Source organism: Paraburkholderia hayleyella (assembly GCF_009455685.1).
Lineage (GTDB): Bacteria > Pseudomonadota > Gammaproteobacteria > Burkholderiales > Burkholderiaceae > Paraburkholderia > Paraburkholderia hayleyella.
The window spans coordinates 2,754,173-2,770,469 of record NZ_QPES01000001.1 but is presented as its reverse complement, the minus strand read 5'-3'; the positions used below and the strand labels follow the sequence as shown (position 1 = coordinate 2,770,469).

The window sequence follows — 16,297 nt, the reverse complement described above, 5'->3', positions numbered from 1 at the left end:
TCGAAGAGACTGATTTCTCAGGCTGACGGACATGCCGTTTTGACCGGCTCCGGTGTCGCTTCCATGGTGTGCGCATGATGCGTTTCGCGTTCGAGACTCGCGCTGAAATGCCTGCATCCGTTGAGCAGCAGCACGGCCGCGAGCACGGTTGCGATCGCGTTGATGATTGTCATCGAAGCACCGACGGCGAGCGGCGAGCCGAACACCTGATCGGTGATGAGTGCGACGAGCGTCGTGCCGAGGCCCAGGCCGATGAGGTTCGAGACGAGCAGAAAGAGTGCCGAAATTTGCGCGCGTATCTGGTTGGGTGCCAGCATTTGCACTGCGATGGCGGAGGTTGCGAGCGGGAACGAGGCAAAGAACATGGCACCGGCGAGCCAGACAAGCGAAGCGTTAAGGCTGGCTGGCTGCGCGAACATGATGGCTGGCACCAACATACATACAGCTCCGATACAGGCGGCGCGCATCGGAGCATCTACGTGGCCGCGGCTGAGCAGCCAGTCGGAGAGCCAGCCGCCGCAGAACACGCCTGCCGTGTTGGCGACGAGCATCACTGTGCCAAGCGTGTAGCCTGCTGCGACAGGAGAGAGGCCAAAATGGCGCATGTAGAACGCAGGGCTCCAGCTCATCAGGCAGTAAAGCGTCATGGCGTAGAACGAGAAGCCCAGGTAATGACAGAAAAACGTCTTGCGGTGCAACGCGACAAAGCGCAGCGAAGCGGCCAGCGACACCTGCCTTACCCGTCCTGTGCTGTCACGCGTCAAACCCTTGCGAGTGGGATCGCGTACCGTCAAGAGAAACAGCAACGCAATGAGCAGGCCCGGCAAGCCGACGATGAAGAACGTAATCTGCCATGCCTGCATCTCGCCGATGAGCGGCAGCGTGAGCGCACTCGTATGCTTGAGCCGGGCGATTACATAGCCGCCAAGCAAAAACGCGATGCCTCCGCCAATGAATGAGCCGAGCGAATAGATTCCCACCGCACGTCCGAGTTTCGAGCGGGGGAACAGGTCCGCAAGCATCGAATAGGTTCCGGGCGAGAGCGCCGCTTCGCCGATGCCCACGCCCATGCGTGACATGAACATCTGCATGAAGCTCTGGCTCAGTCCGCACGTGGCCGTGGCCAGGCTCCACAGTGCGATGCCGCTGGCGATGATACGTGGCCGCGCGAAGCGGTCAGCGAGATACGCGATCGGCATGCCCATCACCGCATAGAAGAGCGAGAACGCGAAGCCATGCAGCAGGCTGAACTGCGTCTCCGTGAGATGCAAGTCGTGCTTGATCGGCTCGATCATTAGCGCTAGCACCTGGCGATCGATGAAAGAAAATACATACGCCAGCATGCAAACAACAACGACGTACCACTCATAGGTATAGCGCCTGGAAGACGACTTCATACTTTTTTTCCGGTAGGGAGGGGCGAGCACATCGGCGCGCCGATGCTGAATGAAGAACTTGAGAAGGACTTGGGAGGAATGCGGCGGGTTACGACTGACGTGTTTCGTGCGTGAACCCGAGTGTGACGACGGTGACGAATCCGAAGACGATGAGCAACACGGCAACTGGCCAGTACGTCTGATAGCGCAATAGCAGGGCCGTGGCGATCAGCGGGGATAGGCCGCCAGCGAAGATCGACGCTATTTCGTGCCCGAGCGCGACGCCCGAATAGCGCACTTCAGTGCTGAACAGTTCGCTGACGAGTGCGGGCAGTGTGCCGATCATCGCCCCGTGGCAGAGGGCCGTGCCGAGCACCAGTGCGAGCCAGATGAGCGGTGTGGAATGCGTGTCCAGCAGCCAGAAAAAAGGGAATGCCAACAGCGTGAGCGACGCCGCGCCGATCAGGTATACCGGCTTGCGGCCGATGCGGTCGGAGAGTTTGCCCCATAAAAGCATGGCGATCATTTCGAGCATCATTGCCAGCATGACACCGGTGAGCATCGTTGAGTTAGCGATACCAACGAATTTTCCGTAGACCAGCGAGAACGCAAGAAAGAGGTACGCGCTGCCGTTTTCTGCGGTGCGCAGGCCCATCGTCAACAAGATTTCTTTCGGATGCCGCTTGATCGCTTCGATCACGGGCATGTGTGAAATCTGACCGGCCTTGTCCGCGTTCTGGAACTCGCGGCTTTCTGGAAGGTGGCAGCGGATGTATAGGCCGAGCGCGAAGATCAGGAGGCTTGCGAGAAACGGTAGACGCCAGCCCCAGGTAACGAACTGGTCGTGCGGCAGGGCCTGCACCGCGAGGAACGCGGCCGAGGACAGCATAAAGCCGCCCCCCACGCCCAACTGACTCCACGCTGCGTAATAGCCGCGTTTTTCAGGCGGAGCGTTTTCGCTAATCATGAGCACGCCACCTCCCCATTCGCCGCCCGCTGCGATGCCTTGCAACAGCCGCAGCACGACGAGCGCGGCGGGAGCCCACAGGCCGACGTGCTCGTAGGTCGGCAACAGCCCAATGCCGAAGGTCGCGGAGCCCATGATGAAGAGGGTCCATACGAGTGAGGTGCGGCGTCCGTAGCGGTCGCCGATGTGTCCAAACAGGATGCCGCCTAGCGGACGCGCCACGAAGCCCAGCGCGAAAGCCGCAAAGGCGCCGAGCGTGCCGCTCAGCGGGTCGGCACTGGCCGGGAAGAAAAGTTGTCCGAACACGAGCGCGGCGGCGGTGCCATACAGGAAGAAGTCGTACCACTCCATTGCGCTGCCCGCGACCGACGCTACGACGATACGTCTGAGTGCCTGATCCGGCACCGCCATGCTGCGCCCGGATGCGGACGAGGGTTGAGCGGTGAACATGTGGGCTCGCCTGGAGGAATGTGGGGCGCGTGCCTTGTACAAGGCTTCGCATGCCGCACAGTGTTGAGGCGCCAGATATCTGCGTCAAATTGGCTGAAAAAAGCGGGGGGTATCAGTGGGACAAATAACCGGGCGCCTCGCTGCCCTGGATTTCGGGCATCCAGATGATTCGCTGCGCTAGCAGCAGATAGGATGCCGGCAGATCAGACATCATTTTGTTAGCGTAACGAACAAGGTTGAAAGCGATGAAGAAGTTTCATCAACGACATGGATGAATCTGGATAAATTTTATTTACTTGACGAAGGTTGATGGCTTTATTACCGTGTAGTCCAAAATGAATTCCGTCCAATCAACCGTAAGTCGAAAGGAGCATGCATCAAACGTGTTTGTAAAAAAGTACGCGAAACGTGCATCAGGCGTGTCCCAGATAGCGCTGCTCTTCATCATCCTTGTCACCCTTGTTACTCTTTCAATCGACCCCTCATGACCCCAGCGACGATCGAACGCATCGAAACCTGTCTCGTTGATTTGCCGACGATTCGTCCTCACAAACTCTCAGTCGCCACGATGAACGGGCAGACCCTGATGCTCGTCAAGGTGTATTGCAGTGATGGCGTCGTCGGGATCGGTGAAGGCGCGACGATTGCCGGCATGGCATATGGGCCCGAAAGCCCGGAGTCGATGAAGCTGGCGCTCGATGCTTATCTGGCGCCCGCGGCCATCGGCCGTGATGCCGTTCGTGTGCAGTCTTTGATGGCGTATCTCAGCCAGCTCGTGAAAGGCAATCACTTCGCCAAAAGTGCACTGGAAACGGCGCTGCTCGATGCTCACGGAAAGCGTCTGGGTATACCGGTGAGTGAGTTGCTCGGCGGCCGCCGCCGCGATCGCCTGCCGGTGGCATGGACGCTGGCATCGGGCGATACCGCGAGAGACATCGCCGAAGCGCAAAAGATGCTCGAGCTACGCCGCCACAATATTTTCAAGCTGAAAATTGGCGCGCAAGCCCCCCAAGCCGATATCAAACACGTTGCCGGGATTAAGCGTGAGCTGGGCGATCGTGCCGCCGTGCGTGTCGATGTCAATATGGCGTGGAGCGAAACCCAGGCAATGTGGGCCATTCCCGCGCTAGCCGATGCGGGTTGCGAGCTGGTCGAGCAGCCCGTTGCCTCTGCTGCAGCCCTGGCGCGTCTGATGCGCCGTTTTCCGGTGGCGTTGATGGCCGACGAAATTCTGCAGGGGCCAGAGAGCGCGTTTGAGATTGCGCAGAACCATGGCGCGGATGTGTTTGCTATCAAGATTGAGCAAAGCGGGGGGCTCTTCGCTGCACAGCGTGTCGCTGCCATTGCTGATGCCGCGGGTATCGGGCTTTATGGCGGCACGATGCTTGAAGGCGCTTTTAGCACGGTGGCTTCGGCGCATTTGTTCGCCAGCCTGGGGAATCTTCAATGGGGTACCGAATTATTCGGTCCGTTGCTGATTACCGAAGAAATCCTGACGCAGCCCCTTGATTACAGCGATTTTGAGTTGACCGTGCCCCATGGTCCTGGCCTGGGCATCGAGCTGAACGAAGCCGCAATCAAGCGCTTTACCCGCGATGGACTGACGAAAATCATTCTTTAATTTAATTTCGACGTAACCCGAAAGGACATCAACGATGCTGTTTCAAGTACGAATGGATGTGCATCTTCCAGTCGATATGCCTGCCCATATCGCCAATGACATCAAGGCGCGCGAGAAGGCTTATTCACAGGAACTGCAACGCAGTGGCAAGTGGCGCCATATCTGGCGTGTGGTAGGCGAGTATGCGAACTACAGCATCTTCGATGTTGCAAGCCATGCCGAGCTGCACGACATTCTGACGGGCTTGCCTTTGTTTCCGTACATGACGATTTCGGTAACGGCGATGTGCCGCCATCCGTCGTCCATCCGCGACGACGACTTCTAAGCCCGCGCGGTGCGTGCTGTTTTTGAACGAGTGTTTTTTGCCATTTGCCCCAATACAAGCGGAGACAAAATTATGAGCGTCAAGGTGTTTCAAACCGAGGAAGTACAGAACCTGTTAAAGGTTGCCGCCAATCTTGAAGGTGAAAAAGGTCATGCCCGGGCCAGGGCGATTACGCATCGTCTTTTGAGCGATCTGTTTAAGGCAATCGACGATCTCGACATGACGCCCGACGAAGTCTGGGCCGGTGTGAACTATCTCAACCGGCTTGGCCAGGACGGTGAAGCGGCGCTGCTTGCGGCGGGGCTAGGTTTGGAGAAGTTCCTCGACATTCGTATGGATGCGGCGGATCGTGCTGCGCATATCGATGGTGGCACGCCGCGTACCATCGAAGGTCCGCTGTATGTCGCGGGGGCGGTGGTACGCGATGGCATTTCCAGGATCGACCTCAATGAAGATGACGATGCAGGTCCGCTCGTCATTCGTGGCACGGTCACGGGGCAAGACGGCAAGCCGGTCGCGGATGCGATGATCGAATGCTGGCATGCGAACTCCAAAGGTTTTTATTCGCACTTCGATCCAACGGGTGCGCAAAGTGAATTTAATCTGCGCGGTGCAGTGAAAACCGGAGCGGACGGAAAGTATGAATTTCACACGCTAATGCCAGTGGGTTATGGCTGCCCGCCACAGGGTTCAACACAACAGTTACTGAATGTGCTGGGTCGCCATGGCGATCGTCCGGCGCATGTACATTTTTTCGTGACCAGCGACAAACACCGCAAGCTGACAACGCAAATCAATATCGAAGGCGATCCGTTGATCTGGGACGACTTCGCTTATGCAACCCGTGAAGACCTGATTCCGCCCGTCGTGGCCAGGACCGGGGGTAAAGCGTTGGAGCTAAAGACGGATGCCTATAAAGAGATCGAGTTCGATTTCAGGTTGACGCCGCTTGTTCAGGGCAAGGACAACCAGATTGTTCATCGCCTGCGGGCGGTTGTTGAGGCATAGCTGTAGCGATTGTGTTGCAAACGATCGAGATCCACGGAAAGCGATAAGCCAATAACGCTTTGGATCTCGATCTGGCCGATTGCACCGCGACGGGTATTGATCCCGCATTTATATCGACGTAACCCACGACCACGATTGAAATGCCAGCGCGCGCCATATAGCGCGCTGGTTTTAAATTGCTGTCGAGGCCGATGATCCAGCCGTTATTCCATGGCGATACCAAGCGCTTTCATTTTTGTTTTAGTCACGATAGTAAAATTGGCAATTTTCTCGAATTTTTCAAAAAACACATCGTTCAATTCAAGCCAGAGATTTTCGATATGGTTAGCGTGATTGCTATCGCTCTAGGCTGGGTTGTTTATCCCTCCCCCGCCACCCAATCCCCCGATTTCCCCCCGTGCTTTTCCAGCACCTTCACCTCTGTGATAGTCATCCCCCGATCCACGGCCTTGCACATGTCATACACGGTGAGCAGCGCGACCTGAACCGCAGTTAGCGCTTCCATCTCAACGCCCGTGCGTCCGAGCGTTTCGGCTTGTACGGTGCAATGCACACCTGGCAAGCCCTCATCGAGTTCGAAACTGGCCGTGACCCGTGTCAGCGCAAGCGGATGACACAGTGGAATCAGTTCGGCGGTGCGTTTTGCGCCCTGGATCGCCGCGATGCGCGCGATGCCGATCACATCGCCTTTTTTCGCATCGCCGCGGCGGATCAAGGCCAGCGTTTGCGGCAGCATGCGGATCGAGCCGCGCGCCAGCGCGATGCGTTTCGTTTCTGCCTTGCCGCCGACGTCCACCATATGCGCCTGGCCCGTGGCATCGAAATGGGTGAGTTCAGACATGTTCGCGCTCCGTAAGAGGGGGCTTATCATAGCAGCGCCCTTGCTTGATTCATGGTCTGGCGCGCCAGACGCCAGGCTTCCTTTGGTGCCGCAACCCTTTGCCGCGATGTGTTCAAAACGTCTTCTTGCCGTATGCCTGGTCACAACGCTCGCGGTCCCGCCTCATGCCCTGGCCCAGCGCGCCGCTTACGCGGCTGGCGCTGCACCAGCCAGCATGCCTGCAGCGGCACCGGATGCGTCTTTAGCCGCCGATCCCACGCCCCACGTACCACGGCCGATCGCGCAAGGCGTATTCGGCACGTATGGTGGCGCGCAAAGTCGCCTGAATGGCGATGCAGAAGGGTGGCGCGCCTCAGCGCCGATGCCACAACTGCCTGATCTCGGCGATGGCTCAGGTGGAACGCTCACGCCGCAGGCTGAGCGCAAGCTCGGCCTGCGGATGATGCGCGACGTGTGGCGCGATCCCGATTATCTCGATGACTGGCTGATACGCGACTATCTAAATTCCGTCGCGGCGAAGCTCGCTGCTGCGGCGAGTACGCAATACATTGGCGCTTATCGTCCGGATTTCTCTCTCTTTGCCCTGCGCGATGCACAAATCAACGCGTTCTCGCTGCCTGGAGGCTTTATTGGCGTGAATACGGGCTTGATCGTGGCGACACGGACAGAGTCCGAACTGGCCTCGGTGATCGGGCATGAGATGGGGCATGTGTTGCAGCGTCATATCGCACGCATGATGGCGCTCGGCGAGCGCAACAGTTATGCCGCGCTGGCGGGCGTCTTGCTGGGGGTGCTGGCCGGGGTCGTGGCGCGTAGTGGCGATTTGGGCAGCGCGATTGCGCTGGGTAGCCAGGCGTATGCGGTGGATAACCAGTTGCGCTTCTCCCGTGCCGCGGAGCATGAGGCGGACCGGATCGGGTTCCAGATGCTGGCGGGCGCTGGCTACGATCCCTATGGCATGGTGATGTTTTTTCGCCAGCTCGATCATTCCGCGATGGGAGAGGCGGCGGTGCCGTCCTATGTCCGCACGCATCCGCTGACGGGCGAGCGCATCGCCGACATCGATGATCGCGCGCGTCGGGCGCCGTACCGGCAGCCGCGTCAGGCGACGGAGTACGGTTTCGTGCGGGCTCGCGTGCGGGTGTTGCAGGAGCGTTCGCGCGGGGCGTATATGGAGGTCGCATCGCGCTTGCGCAGCGAAATCAGTGAGCGTACTGCGCTGAACGTCGCGGCGAATGAATACGGCATCGCGCTCGCGCAGATGCTGCTGGAACGCTATGACGAGGCCGCCGTGTCGCTGGCGGCGGCGCAGCATGCTTTTACGCTCCAGCAGGCCACGCCGGATCATGCCGCGCCGGGGTCTCCCAGCCTGGATGTGCTGGCCGCCGATATCGCGCGGCGTGCGGGGCGTAATGACGATGCAAGGCGGCTTGCCGCGCTGGCGCAAACGCGCTGGCCGGGGTCTCATGCGGCGCTGGAGATTCACTTGCAAACGCTGTTGGGCGCGCGTCGTTTCGCCGAGGCCGAGGCGCTCGCGGAGCAGGCAACCCGGGCCGATCCGCAGCAACCGATGTGGTGGCGTTATCTGGCGCAGGCCTCGGCGAGTACCGGGGACATGCTCACGCAGCATCGTGCGCTGGCGGAGAAATTCGTGCTGGAAGGCGCGTGGCCTTCGGCGATTCGCCAGTTGCGGCAGGCGCAGGATAGCGGGCAGACCGACTTCTACAAGTTGTCGACAATCAATGCCCGCTTGCATGATTTAGAAGCGCGTTACCAGGAAGAACGCGATGACGAAAAAGCCGGACGTTAGCCGCGCACGGTTGGTGCTAGTGGCTGTTGGTGGTTGTTGGCAGCCGTTGGCGGACGATGTCAAAGGCCGGACGGCGGCGCGGCCAGGGCGGCAGGGCTGGCGACGAAACCGAACCGGCGCGCGACCTGGGCGCGCGCGATATTTTCAAGCGTGAGCGTGTGCGTGCTCCGCCAGTGAAACGCGCCGCTTTGTCCGTCGTCGGCCAGCGTTGCGTGGCTGGCGAATAGCCCGAGATCGTGATCGTGCAGCAAGGCGATACGGGGTGAATGAGGCGTGGCGGCGTGAGTGGCAAAGAGCACGCTGCCTTCTTCGTCGATCAGCCCGAGAGCGGGCTCGAAGGTCTGGCCCGCCTGATCGGTTAGCGTGAGCGCGCCGCTCTCTGCTTCGGCGCCAAGGCGCACGATCCACGGCGTATAGGCCAGCTCGACATAGACGCGTTGCGGTCCATTCTGAAAAAACCATTGCCCCTGCGTATCGCAATCGTAATTACGGTTGATGAAGCCAAGCAGTGCGGCATGGCGAATCACCTCGCCTGCCGTGCCATTGGCCTGGGCCGCTGCATCGCGCATGCGCCACTGGCCGCGCCGGTCCAGCAGCAGCCAGCCGGTACAAGCGGGCACATTGGGCCATTTGACGAGCGCCTCGCGGACGATTTCATCCATGGTGCGCGAACGGTGCCAGATAGCCCAGCACGCGTTGTGCGAGCCAGTCGATACGTCCTGGAAACGGCCCCGTCATGAACCCGACGTGGCCGCCGTGCATGGGCTGATCGAGTTCGACGGCTGTGGCGACTTCGGCGGACGTTGGCAGCGCCGTGCTGGGCAGGAACGGGTCGTTACGCGCGTTGAGTACCAGCGTAGGGACGGTGATTTGCGACAGCAGGGGGCGGGTAGTGGCGCGGCTCCAGTAATCATCGGTATTGCGAAAACCATGCAGCGGCGCGGTGACGACATTGTCGAATTCGTACATCGTGCGGCTGGCGAGCATCGCTTCACGGTCGAAAAGGCCAGGGTATTGCGTGAGCTTTTGCTGTGCTTTGCGTTTGAGTGTTTTCAAAAAATTGCGGGTGTAGATCATGCCGAGCCCCTGGGCTAGCACACGGCCACCGGCATGAACGTCGAGCGGCGCGGAAATGGCGGCGGCCGCGGCGATGAATGTGGCGTCGTCGCGGCGTTCGCCGAGCCAGCGCAGCAGCACGTTGCCGCCGAGCGAGACGCCTGCCACCACGATGGGCCCGCGATGGCGCTCGCGCAGCCGCTGCAAAATCCATTCGACTTCATTGCTGTCGGCAAGGTGATAAAACCGCGGCAACAGGTTAAGCGGCCCGCTGCAACTGCGAAAGTGCGGCACGACGCCATGCCAGCCCCGCGCACGGGCCGCGGCCATCAGCACATGCGCATAGTGCGAAGCCGAGCCGCCTTCCAGCCCATGAAACAGCACAAATAGCGGTGTTGGTGGCGTGTTTGCTCCCTGTGCGTGGGGCTTGCCTGCATGGGGGGCAAGCCAGTCGAGTTCGATGAAATCGCCATCGGGGGTATCCCAGCGCTCGCGTTCGTAGGCGACTTCGGGCCGGTGCGCGAGCAGTGCGGGAATGATGGTCTGGAGATGGCTGCTGGGTAGCCACAAGGGCGCGCGATACGGCGTCACCTGCGGCTCAGCGTGTCCGGACGTCATGCTTGCATTTGCAGAAGCGGCAGATGTCACGGTGCGAGATGAAGTGCGCATGGTCGCTAACGGGGAGGAAAAGCGTGCCGGCGCGTTGCTGAGCCAACGGCGGGCGCTCAGTGCAAGACGCCCTGGCCACGGCGCAATTGCAGTGCGAACTGGCTGGCTGTGGCGGCGGGCATGAGGCTCGAATGAACATGCGCGATGCGCCATTCGCCGCGCTCCTGGACCATGACATAGGTGCTGAAAACCATCGTGGGAGTGCTGTTTTGGCCGGGCGTGCTTTGCGCTTCCACAATCGCGTACACCACGGTGCCGAGGCTGTCGTACACGCGAATATCGAGGGGCTCGATGTTGATGGGCATGGTTTCGAGATGAACTTGCAGCCCGGCACGAATATGGTCGAGTCCGTGCAGGTGTTCGCCATTGGCACAAATAAAACTGGCGAATTCTTCGTCGATCCACAGTTCCATCAAGCGTTCGATATTGGCTTCAGCGATGGCCTGATACCAGGCGTGGAGGGTATCTGCGGCAGCTTCGAAAATATGGGCGAAACGTGGCATGTCAGGTTTGTCTCGTGTGCGCAGTGCGCGGGGTTGCAAGGCGGTAGCCCGTGCGCCGGTGCAAGGGAGGGGCACAGGCTCCGCTCGTTCTGGCTGCTATCGTGTGATGGAACGAATGGAGCGTGGGAACAACCAGGGCGGCTAGCGGTGCAGCAGCATGCCGCGCAGATCGCCGAAGACCTGTTCGGCACTGAGTTGCCGCAGGCAGTTCAAATGGCCGAGCGGGCATTCGCGGGCAAAACAGGGACTGCATTCAAGGTGGAGCCATTGTACCTTTGCCCATTCGGAGAGGGGCGGGGTGTGACGTGGATCGGTCGAGCCATAGATTGCCACAAGGGGCCGCCGGAGTGCGGCGGCGACGTGCATCAGGCCGGAATCATTGGTGACCACCGCATTGGCCCGGGCGATCAGCGCACAGGCCTCGCCTAGTGCGGTTTGGCCGCACAGGTTGCGCACGTTCGGCGCGCGTTCGGCAATGGTTTGTGCCAGCGCGCTGTCTTTCGCCGAACCGAGCGCGATGATCTGCATATACGGAAACGAATGGCTCACCATCTGCGCCAGCGCGGCGAAATGCTCGGGCGGCCAGCGTTTGGCGGAGCCGTATTCTGCACCGGGGCAAAATACCAGCAGTGGTACCCGCGTATCAAGATTGAAACGGGTGCAGACGCGCGCCGCTTCGTTCAGGTCGGTTTCGAGATGCGGTTGCGCCAGCTCGGCCGGTGCCTTGGCGCCAGGCGCGTAGGCGAGCGCGGCATAGTGTTCGACCATCGGCGTGCGCACGTCACGGCGCGGATTGGCGTGCCGCACGTTGAGCAGGCCGTAGCGGTGTTCGCCGGTATAGCCGATACGTAGCGGGATGGCCGCGAGCCACGGGATCAACGCGGATTTCAAAGAATTCGGCAGCACATAGGCGGCATCGTAGCCGACGTCGCGTAAATCGCTGGCCAACTGCCAGCGCCGCAGCATTTGCAATTTGCCGTGCGCGAGGTTAGTGGCGTAGACGTCGTGGATCTCTGGCATGCGTTCCAGCACGGGCGCGACCCAGGTAGGCGCGACCGCGTCGATGACGAGGCGTGGATGCAGCTTGACGAGGCGCGAGAGCAACGGCTGCGCCATCAATGCGTCACCAATCCAGTTTGGTGCGATAACCAGCGCGCGACGCATCAGATAGGGTTCCGGTGTCGAAAGATCGCCCGGCGCGCAACGCGCGTGGCGATTGTGGGTTATCAGGGAAGAAGGGCGGCGCCATGCCGGGGCCGCCTGTGTAACCTGGACGTTTGATGCCGGATGCCCGGCGTCAAACGCGCGGCACTTAGTGGTTCTGGGAGGCCGGGGTGCTGAACTTTGGCTTCGCGGGCTCTGGGCTCTGGTTAATGGCCTTTGACCACTTCGCCATCACGCAGCTTGTAGCGTGTGCTGCAATAAGGGCAGCGCGCTTCGCCGTGCGCGATATCGAGGAAGACCCGTGGATGGGCGCTCCAGCGCGGCATGGAAGGGTTCGGGCAATACGCGGGCAGATCATGCGCCGCGAGTTCGACCAGCGGCATGTCCTTGATTTCGCTCATGAGACGGTTCTCTTTTCTAGCTGGGTTTGTGAGTGGCCTGAGTAGCGGCTGTAACCCGGGCTGTGACCCGGGCTGTGACCCGGGCTGTAACCCGGGGAAGCTGGCGTGGCAGGGCCTAGACTTTGGCTAGCCAGTGCGCGTACTGCGGGTTCTTGCCCTGCACGATATCGAAGAACTCTGCCTGCAGTTTTTCGGTGACCGGGCCGCGCGAGCCTGTGCCGATCGTGCGGTTATCGAGTTCGCGGATCGGCGTGACTTCCGCTGCGGTACCCGTGAAGAAGGCTTCGTCGGCGGTATAGACCTCGTCGCGGGTGATGCGCTTTTCGATCACTTCGATGCCTGCGGCGCGCGCCAGCGTGATGACGGTGTCGCGCGTAATGCCGTCGAGGCACGAAGCGAGATCGGGCGTATACAGCTTGCCGTTGTTGACGAGGAAGAAGTTTTCGCCAGAGCCTTCGGAGACATAGCCATCGACATCGAGCAGCAGGGCTTCGTCGTAGCCATCGGCGGTGGCTTCCTGGTTGGCGAGGATCGAGTTCACGTACCAGCCCGAGGCCTTCGCCCGGACCATCGACACGTTGACATGGTGGCGCGTGAACGACGAGGTTTTCACGCGGATGCCTTTTTTCAGGCCTTCGTCGCCGAGATAGGCGCCCCATGGCCAGGCGGCGATGGCGACGTGGATCGTATTGCCTTTGGCGGAAACGCCGAGCTTTTCGGAGCCGACCCAGATGATGGGACGCAGATAGCAGGATTTGAGCTGGTTGACGCGCACGACTTCAAGTTGTGCGGCGGCGAGGGTTTCGTGATCGAACGGCACATCCATCTGGAAGATCTTCGCCGAGTTGAGCAGGCGTTTGGTGTGTTCGTTCAGACGGAAGATGGCGGTGCTGCCATCGGCGCCCTGATAGGCGCGCACGCCTTCGAAAACGCCCATGCCGTAATGCAGCGTGTGGGTGAGCACGTGGATGTTGGCATCGCGCCAGTCGATGAGCTTGCCATCCATCCAGATTTTGCCGTCGCGGTCGGCCATTGACATGTGATTCTCCAGGCAGGGTGCAGTTTTTGCAGTTTTGTGAGGCTCGGACAATGGGGTGGACCTTGCCGACCGCCCTTGCGGACCCTTGTGATTCGGGGGGGCTGTGTGCCGACCAAGCGGCAAAAGCGCCATTTTAACGTCTTTTTGCCTCTTGAACGGGGCCCGCTGAGCGGGGATTGCCGGGGATGATCCTGGCCTGGCCAGTCTTGCCCGCCCTCCACCAGCGGGCTGCGAAACCTCGACACGGCCTTGGCCACCCCGCCCGCCATGCCTACACGGCAGAAGCCTCTGGACGCTATAATCGGCGCCGCCGCCTGCTATATCAAAAATCCATTTGCGCCAGGGGATCTGCGGAAAAACTGGTGTGTCTTCTCGCCGTATGCTGGCTGCGGCGCTCGTGCTGGGGCGGTCTGCTTCATGTTGTTCCACCTGTCTGATATTGATCGCCGTGCTTTCCGTGAGGGCGTGCGCGCTTATTCCCCGACGCTGATGGCGATTTTCTCCTGGGGTCTCGTCACCGGCATGGCGATGAGCAAATCGGTGCTGACGGTGCCCCAGTCGCTGGGGATGTCGTTGCTGGTCTACGCCGGCTCGTCGCAACTGGCCGTGCTGCCCCTGCTGGCAGCGAAGCTGCCGCTCTGGACCATTCTGCTGACCGCAACCATGGTGAACCTGCGTTTCGTGATTTTCAGCGCGGGGCTGGCGCCACATTTTTCCACCTTGCCACTCTGGCGGCGCTTGCTGATCGGCTATTTCAATGGCGATGTGATTTATTTGCTGTTTCAGAAGAAAAACTTCGCCACCGGCCCGGTGCCAGGCAAGGAAGCGTATTTCTGGGGCATGGCGGCGGCGAGCTGGCTGTCATGGCAGGTTTCGTCGGTCGCGGGCATTTTTCTGGCCAGTCTTTTTCCCGATAGCTGGGGCCTGGCGCTGGCTGGCACGCTGGCGCTGATCCCGATCATGGTGTCCGCGATTGCAACGCGCTCGACGCTGGTTGCGGTGGCCGTCGCCTGCGTCGTGGCGCTGCTGGCGTTCGAGCTGCCGTACCGGCTGGCGTTGCCGCTGGCGGTGGTGGCGGCGCTGGTCGCGGGCAGTCTCACCGACCTGATGCTGGAGCGCGCCGATTTGCGCCGCATTCGTCAATCTCGCTAATTTCACTTCGCTAATCTCGCCAGCACACGCCCGACGCCCCATGAGCACGCTCCAGATCTGGCTAGCCATACTTGGCATGACGTTTGTCACCGCGCTCACGCGCGCACTGTTCTTGCTAGGCGGCGAGCGCACGGTGCTGCCGCCGCGTGTGCAGCGCATGCTGCGCTATGCGCCCGCCGCCGCGCTGGCGGCCGTGGTGTTGCCTGACGTGCTGGCCACACCCGGCGGCTTGTCGTTCGCCCCTTCCAATCATGAGTTTTATGCCACGCTCGCGGGCCTGGGCTGGTATGTGTGGCGGCGCAGCATGCTGGGAACCATTGTCTTTGGCATGGTGGTTTTCACGGTGCTGCGGCTCGCGCTGTAACACCGCTCTCAAGCGAGAGCAGCCCCGATTGGCGCGGCGTCCATGCGGCTCTCGAATACCTGGCATTCGCTATGGCAGGGGCCGAAACAGGAACGGGATCGGCTAAAATGCCCGTCTTTCCCCCTTTCCCTTTTCCTTGAAACACTGCAAACGCAGCAAGCGCCAGATGCCGCATAGCGCGCACTTATTGTTTCCCCTGTGTTTTCCCTGCGCGGCCTGCGTGCCTGCGTGTTTTTCCTACGGTTTCCTTTTCTCTTTTCTCTTTTCTCCTTTCTCTTTGCCCCCGCCATGACCCAGGTACCCCACGTATTGCGTCTTTCTGATCTGATTGCTGCAGGCAAGCTTGCTGGCAAGCGTGTTTTTATCCGCGCGGACCTGAACGTGCCGCAAGACGAGCACGGCAACATCACCGAAGACACCCGGATTCGCGCTTCCGTGCCCGCGATTCGCGCGGCGCTCGATGCGGGCGCGGCCGTGATGGTGACGTCCCATCTGGGCCGTCCTACCGAAGGCGTATTCAAGCCGGAAGATTCGCTCGCGCCGGTCGCGCAGCGTCTGGCTGCATTGCTGGGGTGTGAGGTGCCGTTGCTGTCGCATTGGGTCGAAGATGGCGTCAAGGTCGCGCCAGGTCAGGTCGTGCTGCTCGAAAACTGCCGTCTGAACAAGGGCGAAAAGAAAGACGATGACGCGCTTTCACAGAAAATGGCGCGTCTGTGCGATATCTACGTCAACGATGCCTTCGGCACCGCTCATCGCGCCGAAGCCACGACCCACGGCATGGCCCGCTATGCCCCGGTTGCCTGCGCGGGCCCGTTGCTGGCAGCCGAGCTCGATGCGCTGAGCAGCGCGCTTGGCGCGCCCAAACGTCCGCTGGTGGCGATTGTCGCGGGCTCGAAGGTATCCACCAAGCTCACCATTCTGAAATCGCTGGCCGACAAGGTTGACCAACTGATTGTGGGCGGCGGCATTGCGAACACCTTCATGCTCGCGGCGGGGCTCAGGATCGGCAAATCGCTGGCCGAGGCCGACCTGGTGGCCGAGGCGAAAATCATCATCGAGCAGGCGCGTGCGCGCGGCGCGTCGGTGCCGATCCCTACTGATGTCGTCACCGCCAAAACGTTTTCGTCTACGGCTGTCGCCGAAATCAAGGCCGCCACCGAGGTCGCCGACGACGACCTGATCCTCGACATCGGCCCGGACACGGCCAGGGCGCTAGCCGCGCAGCTAGGCCAGGCGGGCACGATTGTATGGAACGGCCCGGTCGGCGTGTTCGAGTTCGACCAGTTCGGCAATGGCACGAAAATCCTGGCCCAGGCGATTGCCCAATCCCCCGCGTTTTCGCTTGCCGGGGGCGGCGATACGCTCGCGGCCATCGCCAAGTACGGCATTCACGATCAGATCAGCTATATCTCGACGGGCGGCGGCGCTTTCCTCGAATTCCTCGAAGGCAAGACGCTGCCCGCTGTCGCGGTGCTCGAAGCACGGGCTCGCGGCTAACGTGGCCGCGCGCGCCACGCTCGCCCGCCGCGCGCTGCGGCAACGGCAGCAAGC

16 protein-coding genes are annotated in these 16,297 nt (G+C 60.9%); 7 read left to right on the top strand and 9 right to left on the bottom strand.

Annotated elements, in window-relative coordinates; translation table 11 throughout:
* Window positions 1-17: 17 nt before the first annotated feature.
* On the bottom strand, window positions 18-1,397 hold the full coding sequence (locus tag GH657_RS12200; protein ID WP_153101094.1) for a spinster family MFS transporter: 1,380 nt from the start codon (window positions 1,395-1,397) through the stop codon (window positions 18-20).
* A gap of 88 nt (window positions 1,398-1,485) precedes the next feature.
* Entirely contained in the window at window positions 1,486-2,793 is a 1,308-nt protein-coding gene (locus tag GH657_RS12195; protein WP_153101093.1) for an MFS transporter, read from the bottom strand.
* A gap of 484 nt (window positions 2,794-3,277) precedes the next feature.
* Here GH657_RS12195 and GH657_RS12190 point away from each other — a divergent pair, with 484 nt between their 5' ends.
* The 3 genes from GH657_RS12190 (at window position 3,278) to catA (ending at window position 5,747) form a co-directional block, all read left to right on the top strand.
* Window positions 3,278-4,414, top strand: a complete 1,137-nt coding sequence (locus tag GH657_RS12190) for a muconate/chloromuconate family cycloisomerase (RefSeq protein ID WP_153101090.1) — start codon at window positions 3,278-3,280, stop codon at window positions 4,412-4,414.
* A gap of 34 nt (window positions 4,415-4,448) precedes the next feature.
* On the top strand, window positions 4,449-4,739 hold the full coding sequence (catC, locus tag GH657_RS12185; protein ID WP_153101088.1) for a muconolactone Delta-isomerase: 291 nt from the start codon (window positions 4,449-4,451) through the stop codon (window positions 4,737-4,739).
* Between the two features lie 72 nt (window positions 4,740-4,811).
* Window positions 4,812-5,747, top strand: a complete 936-nt coding sequence (catA, locus tag GH657_RS12180) for a catechol 1,2-dioxygenase (protein ID WP_153101086.1) — start codon at window positions 4,812-4,814, stop codon at window positions 5,745-5,747.
* Window positions 5,748-6,105: 358 nt separating this feature from the next.
* On the opposite strand, the gene moaC is transcribed toward catA, so the two are convergent.
* Window positions 6,106-6,588: a cyclic pyranopterin monophosphate synthase MoaC gene (gene moaC, locus GH657_RS12175; RefSeq protein WP_153101084.1), complete on the bottom strand. Its 483-nt coding sequence runs from the start codon at window positions 6,586-6,588 to the stop codon at window positions 6,106-6,108.
* Between the two features lie 106 nt (window positions 6,589-6,694).
* On the opposite strand from moaC, the gene GH657_RS12170 reads away from it, so the two are divergent.
* On the top strand, window positions 6,695-8,398 hold the full coding sequence (locus GH657_RS12170) for a M48 family metalloprotease (RefSeq protein WP_153101746.1): 1,704 nt from the start codon (window positions 6,695-6,697) through the stop codon (window positions 8,396-8,398).
* A gap of 59 nt (window positions 8,399-8,457) precedes the next feature.
* Here the strand turns inward: GH657_RS12170 and GH657_RS12165 are convergent, their stop codons facing one another.
* From GH657_RS12165 to GH657_RS12140, 6 genes are all read right to left on the bottom strand, one after another.
* Window positions 8,458-9,060, bottom strand: a complete 603-nt coding sequence (locus GH657_RS12165) for a DUF2946 family protein (protein WP_153101081.1) — start codon at window positions 9,058-9,060, stop codon at window positions 8,458-8,460.
* A complete protein-coding gene (locus GH657_RS12160; RefSeq protein WP_246174064.1) occupies window positions 9,053-10,072 on the bottom strand; it encodes a YheT family hydrolase in 1,020 nt (339 codons plus the stop codon). Before GH657_RS12160 ends, GH657_RS12165 begins: the two co-directional genes overlap by 8 nt.
* Before the next feature lie 107 nt (window positions 10,073-10,179).
* Window positions 10,180-10,626: a nuclear transport factor 2 family protein gene (locus GH657_RS12155; RefSeq protein ID WP_153101078.1), complete on the bottom strand. Its 447-nt coding sequence runs from the start codon at window positions 10,624-10,626 to the stop codon at window positions 10,180-10,182.
* A gap of 141 nt (window positions 10,627-10,767) precedes the next feature.
* Window positions 10,768-11,790, bottom strand: a complete 1,023-nt coding sequence (waaF, locus tag GH657_RS12150; RefSeq protein WP_153101076.1) for a lipopolysaccharide heptosyltransferase II — start codon at window positions 11,788-11,790, stop codon at window positions 10,768-10,770.
* 206 nt (window positions 11,791-11,996) lie between these two features.
* Window positions 11,997-12,191 carry a zinc-finger domain-containing protein gene (locus GH657_RS12145; RefSeq protein WP_153101073.1) on the bottom strand — a complete coding sequence of 65 codons (195 nt, stop codon included), beginning with the start codon at window positions 12,189-12,191 and terminating at the stop codon, window positions 11,997-11,999.
* A gap of 115 nt (window positions 12,192-12,306) precedes the next feature.
* A complete protein-coding gene (locus GH657_RS12140; RefSeq protein ID WP_153101071.1) occupies window positions 12,307-13,230 on the bottom strand; it encodes a branched-chain amino acid transaminase in 924 nt (307 codons plus the stop codon).
* Window positions 13,231-13,647: 417 nt separating this feature from the next.
* On the opposite strand from GH657_RS12140, the gene GH657_RS12135 reads away from it, so the two are divergent.
* The 3 genes from GH657_RS12135 (at window position 13,648) to GH657_RS12125 (ending at window position 16,243) form a co-directional block, all read left to right on the top strand.
* Window positions 13,648-14,382 (top strand): AzlC family ABC transporter permease, encoded by a 735-nt coding sequence (locus tag GH657_RS12135; RefSeq protein ID WP_153101069.1) that lies wholly within the window; start codon window positions 13,648-13,650, stop codon window positions 14,380-14,382.
* Between the two features lie 40 nt (window positions 14,383-14,422).
* Window positions 14,423-14,746, top strand: a complete 324-nt coding sequence (locus GH657_RS12130) for an AzlD domain-containing protein (RefSeq protein ID WP_153101067.1) — start codon at window positions 14,423-14,425, stop codon at window positions 14,744-14,746.
* 288 nt (window positions 14,747-15,034) lie between these two features.
* Window positions 15,035-16,243, top strand: coding sequence for a phosphoglycerate kinase (locus tag GH657_RS12125; RefSeq protein ID WP_153101065.1), 1,209 nt, complete (start codon window positions 15,035-15,037; stop codon window positions 16,241-16,243).
* Window positions 16,244-16,297: the final 54 nt, after the last annotated feature.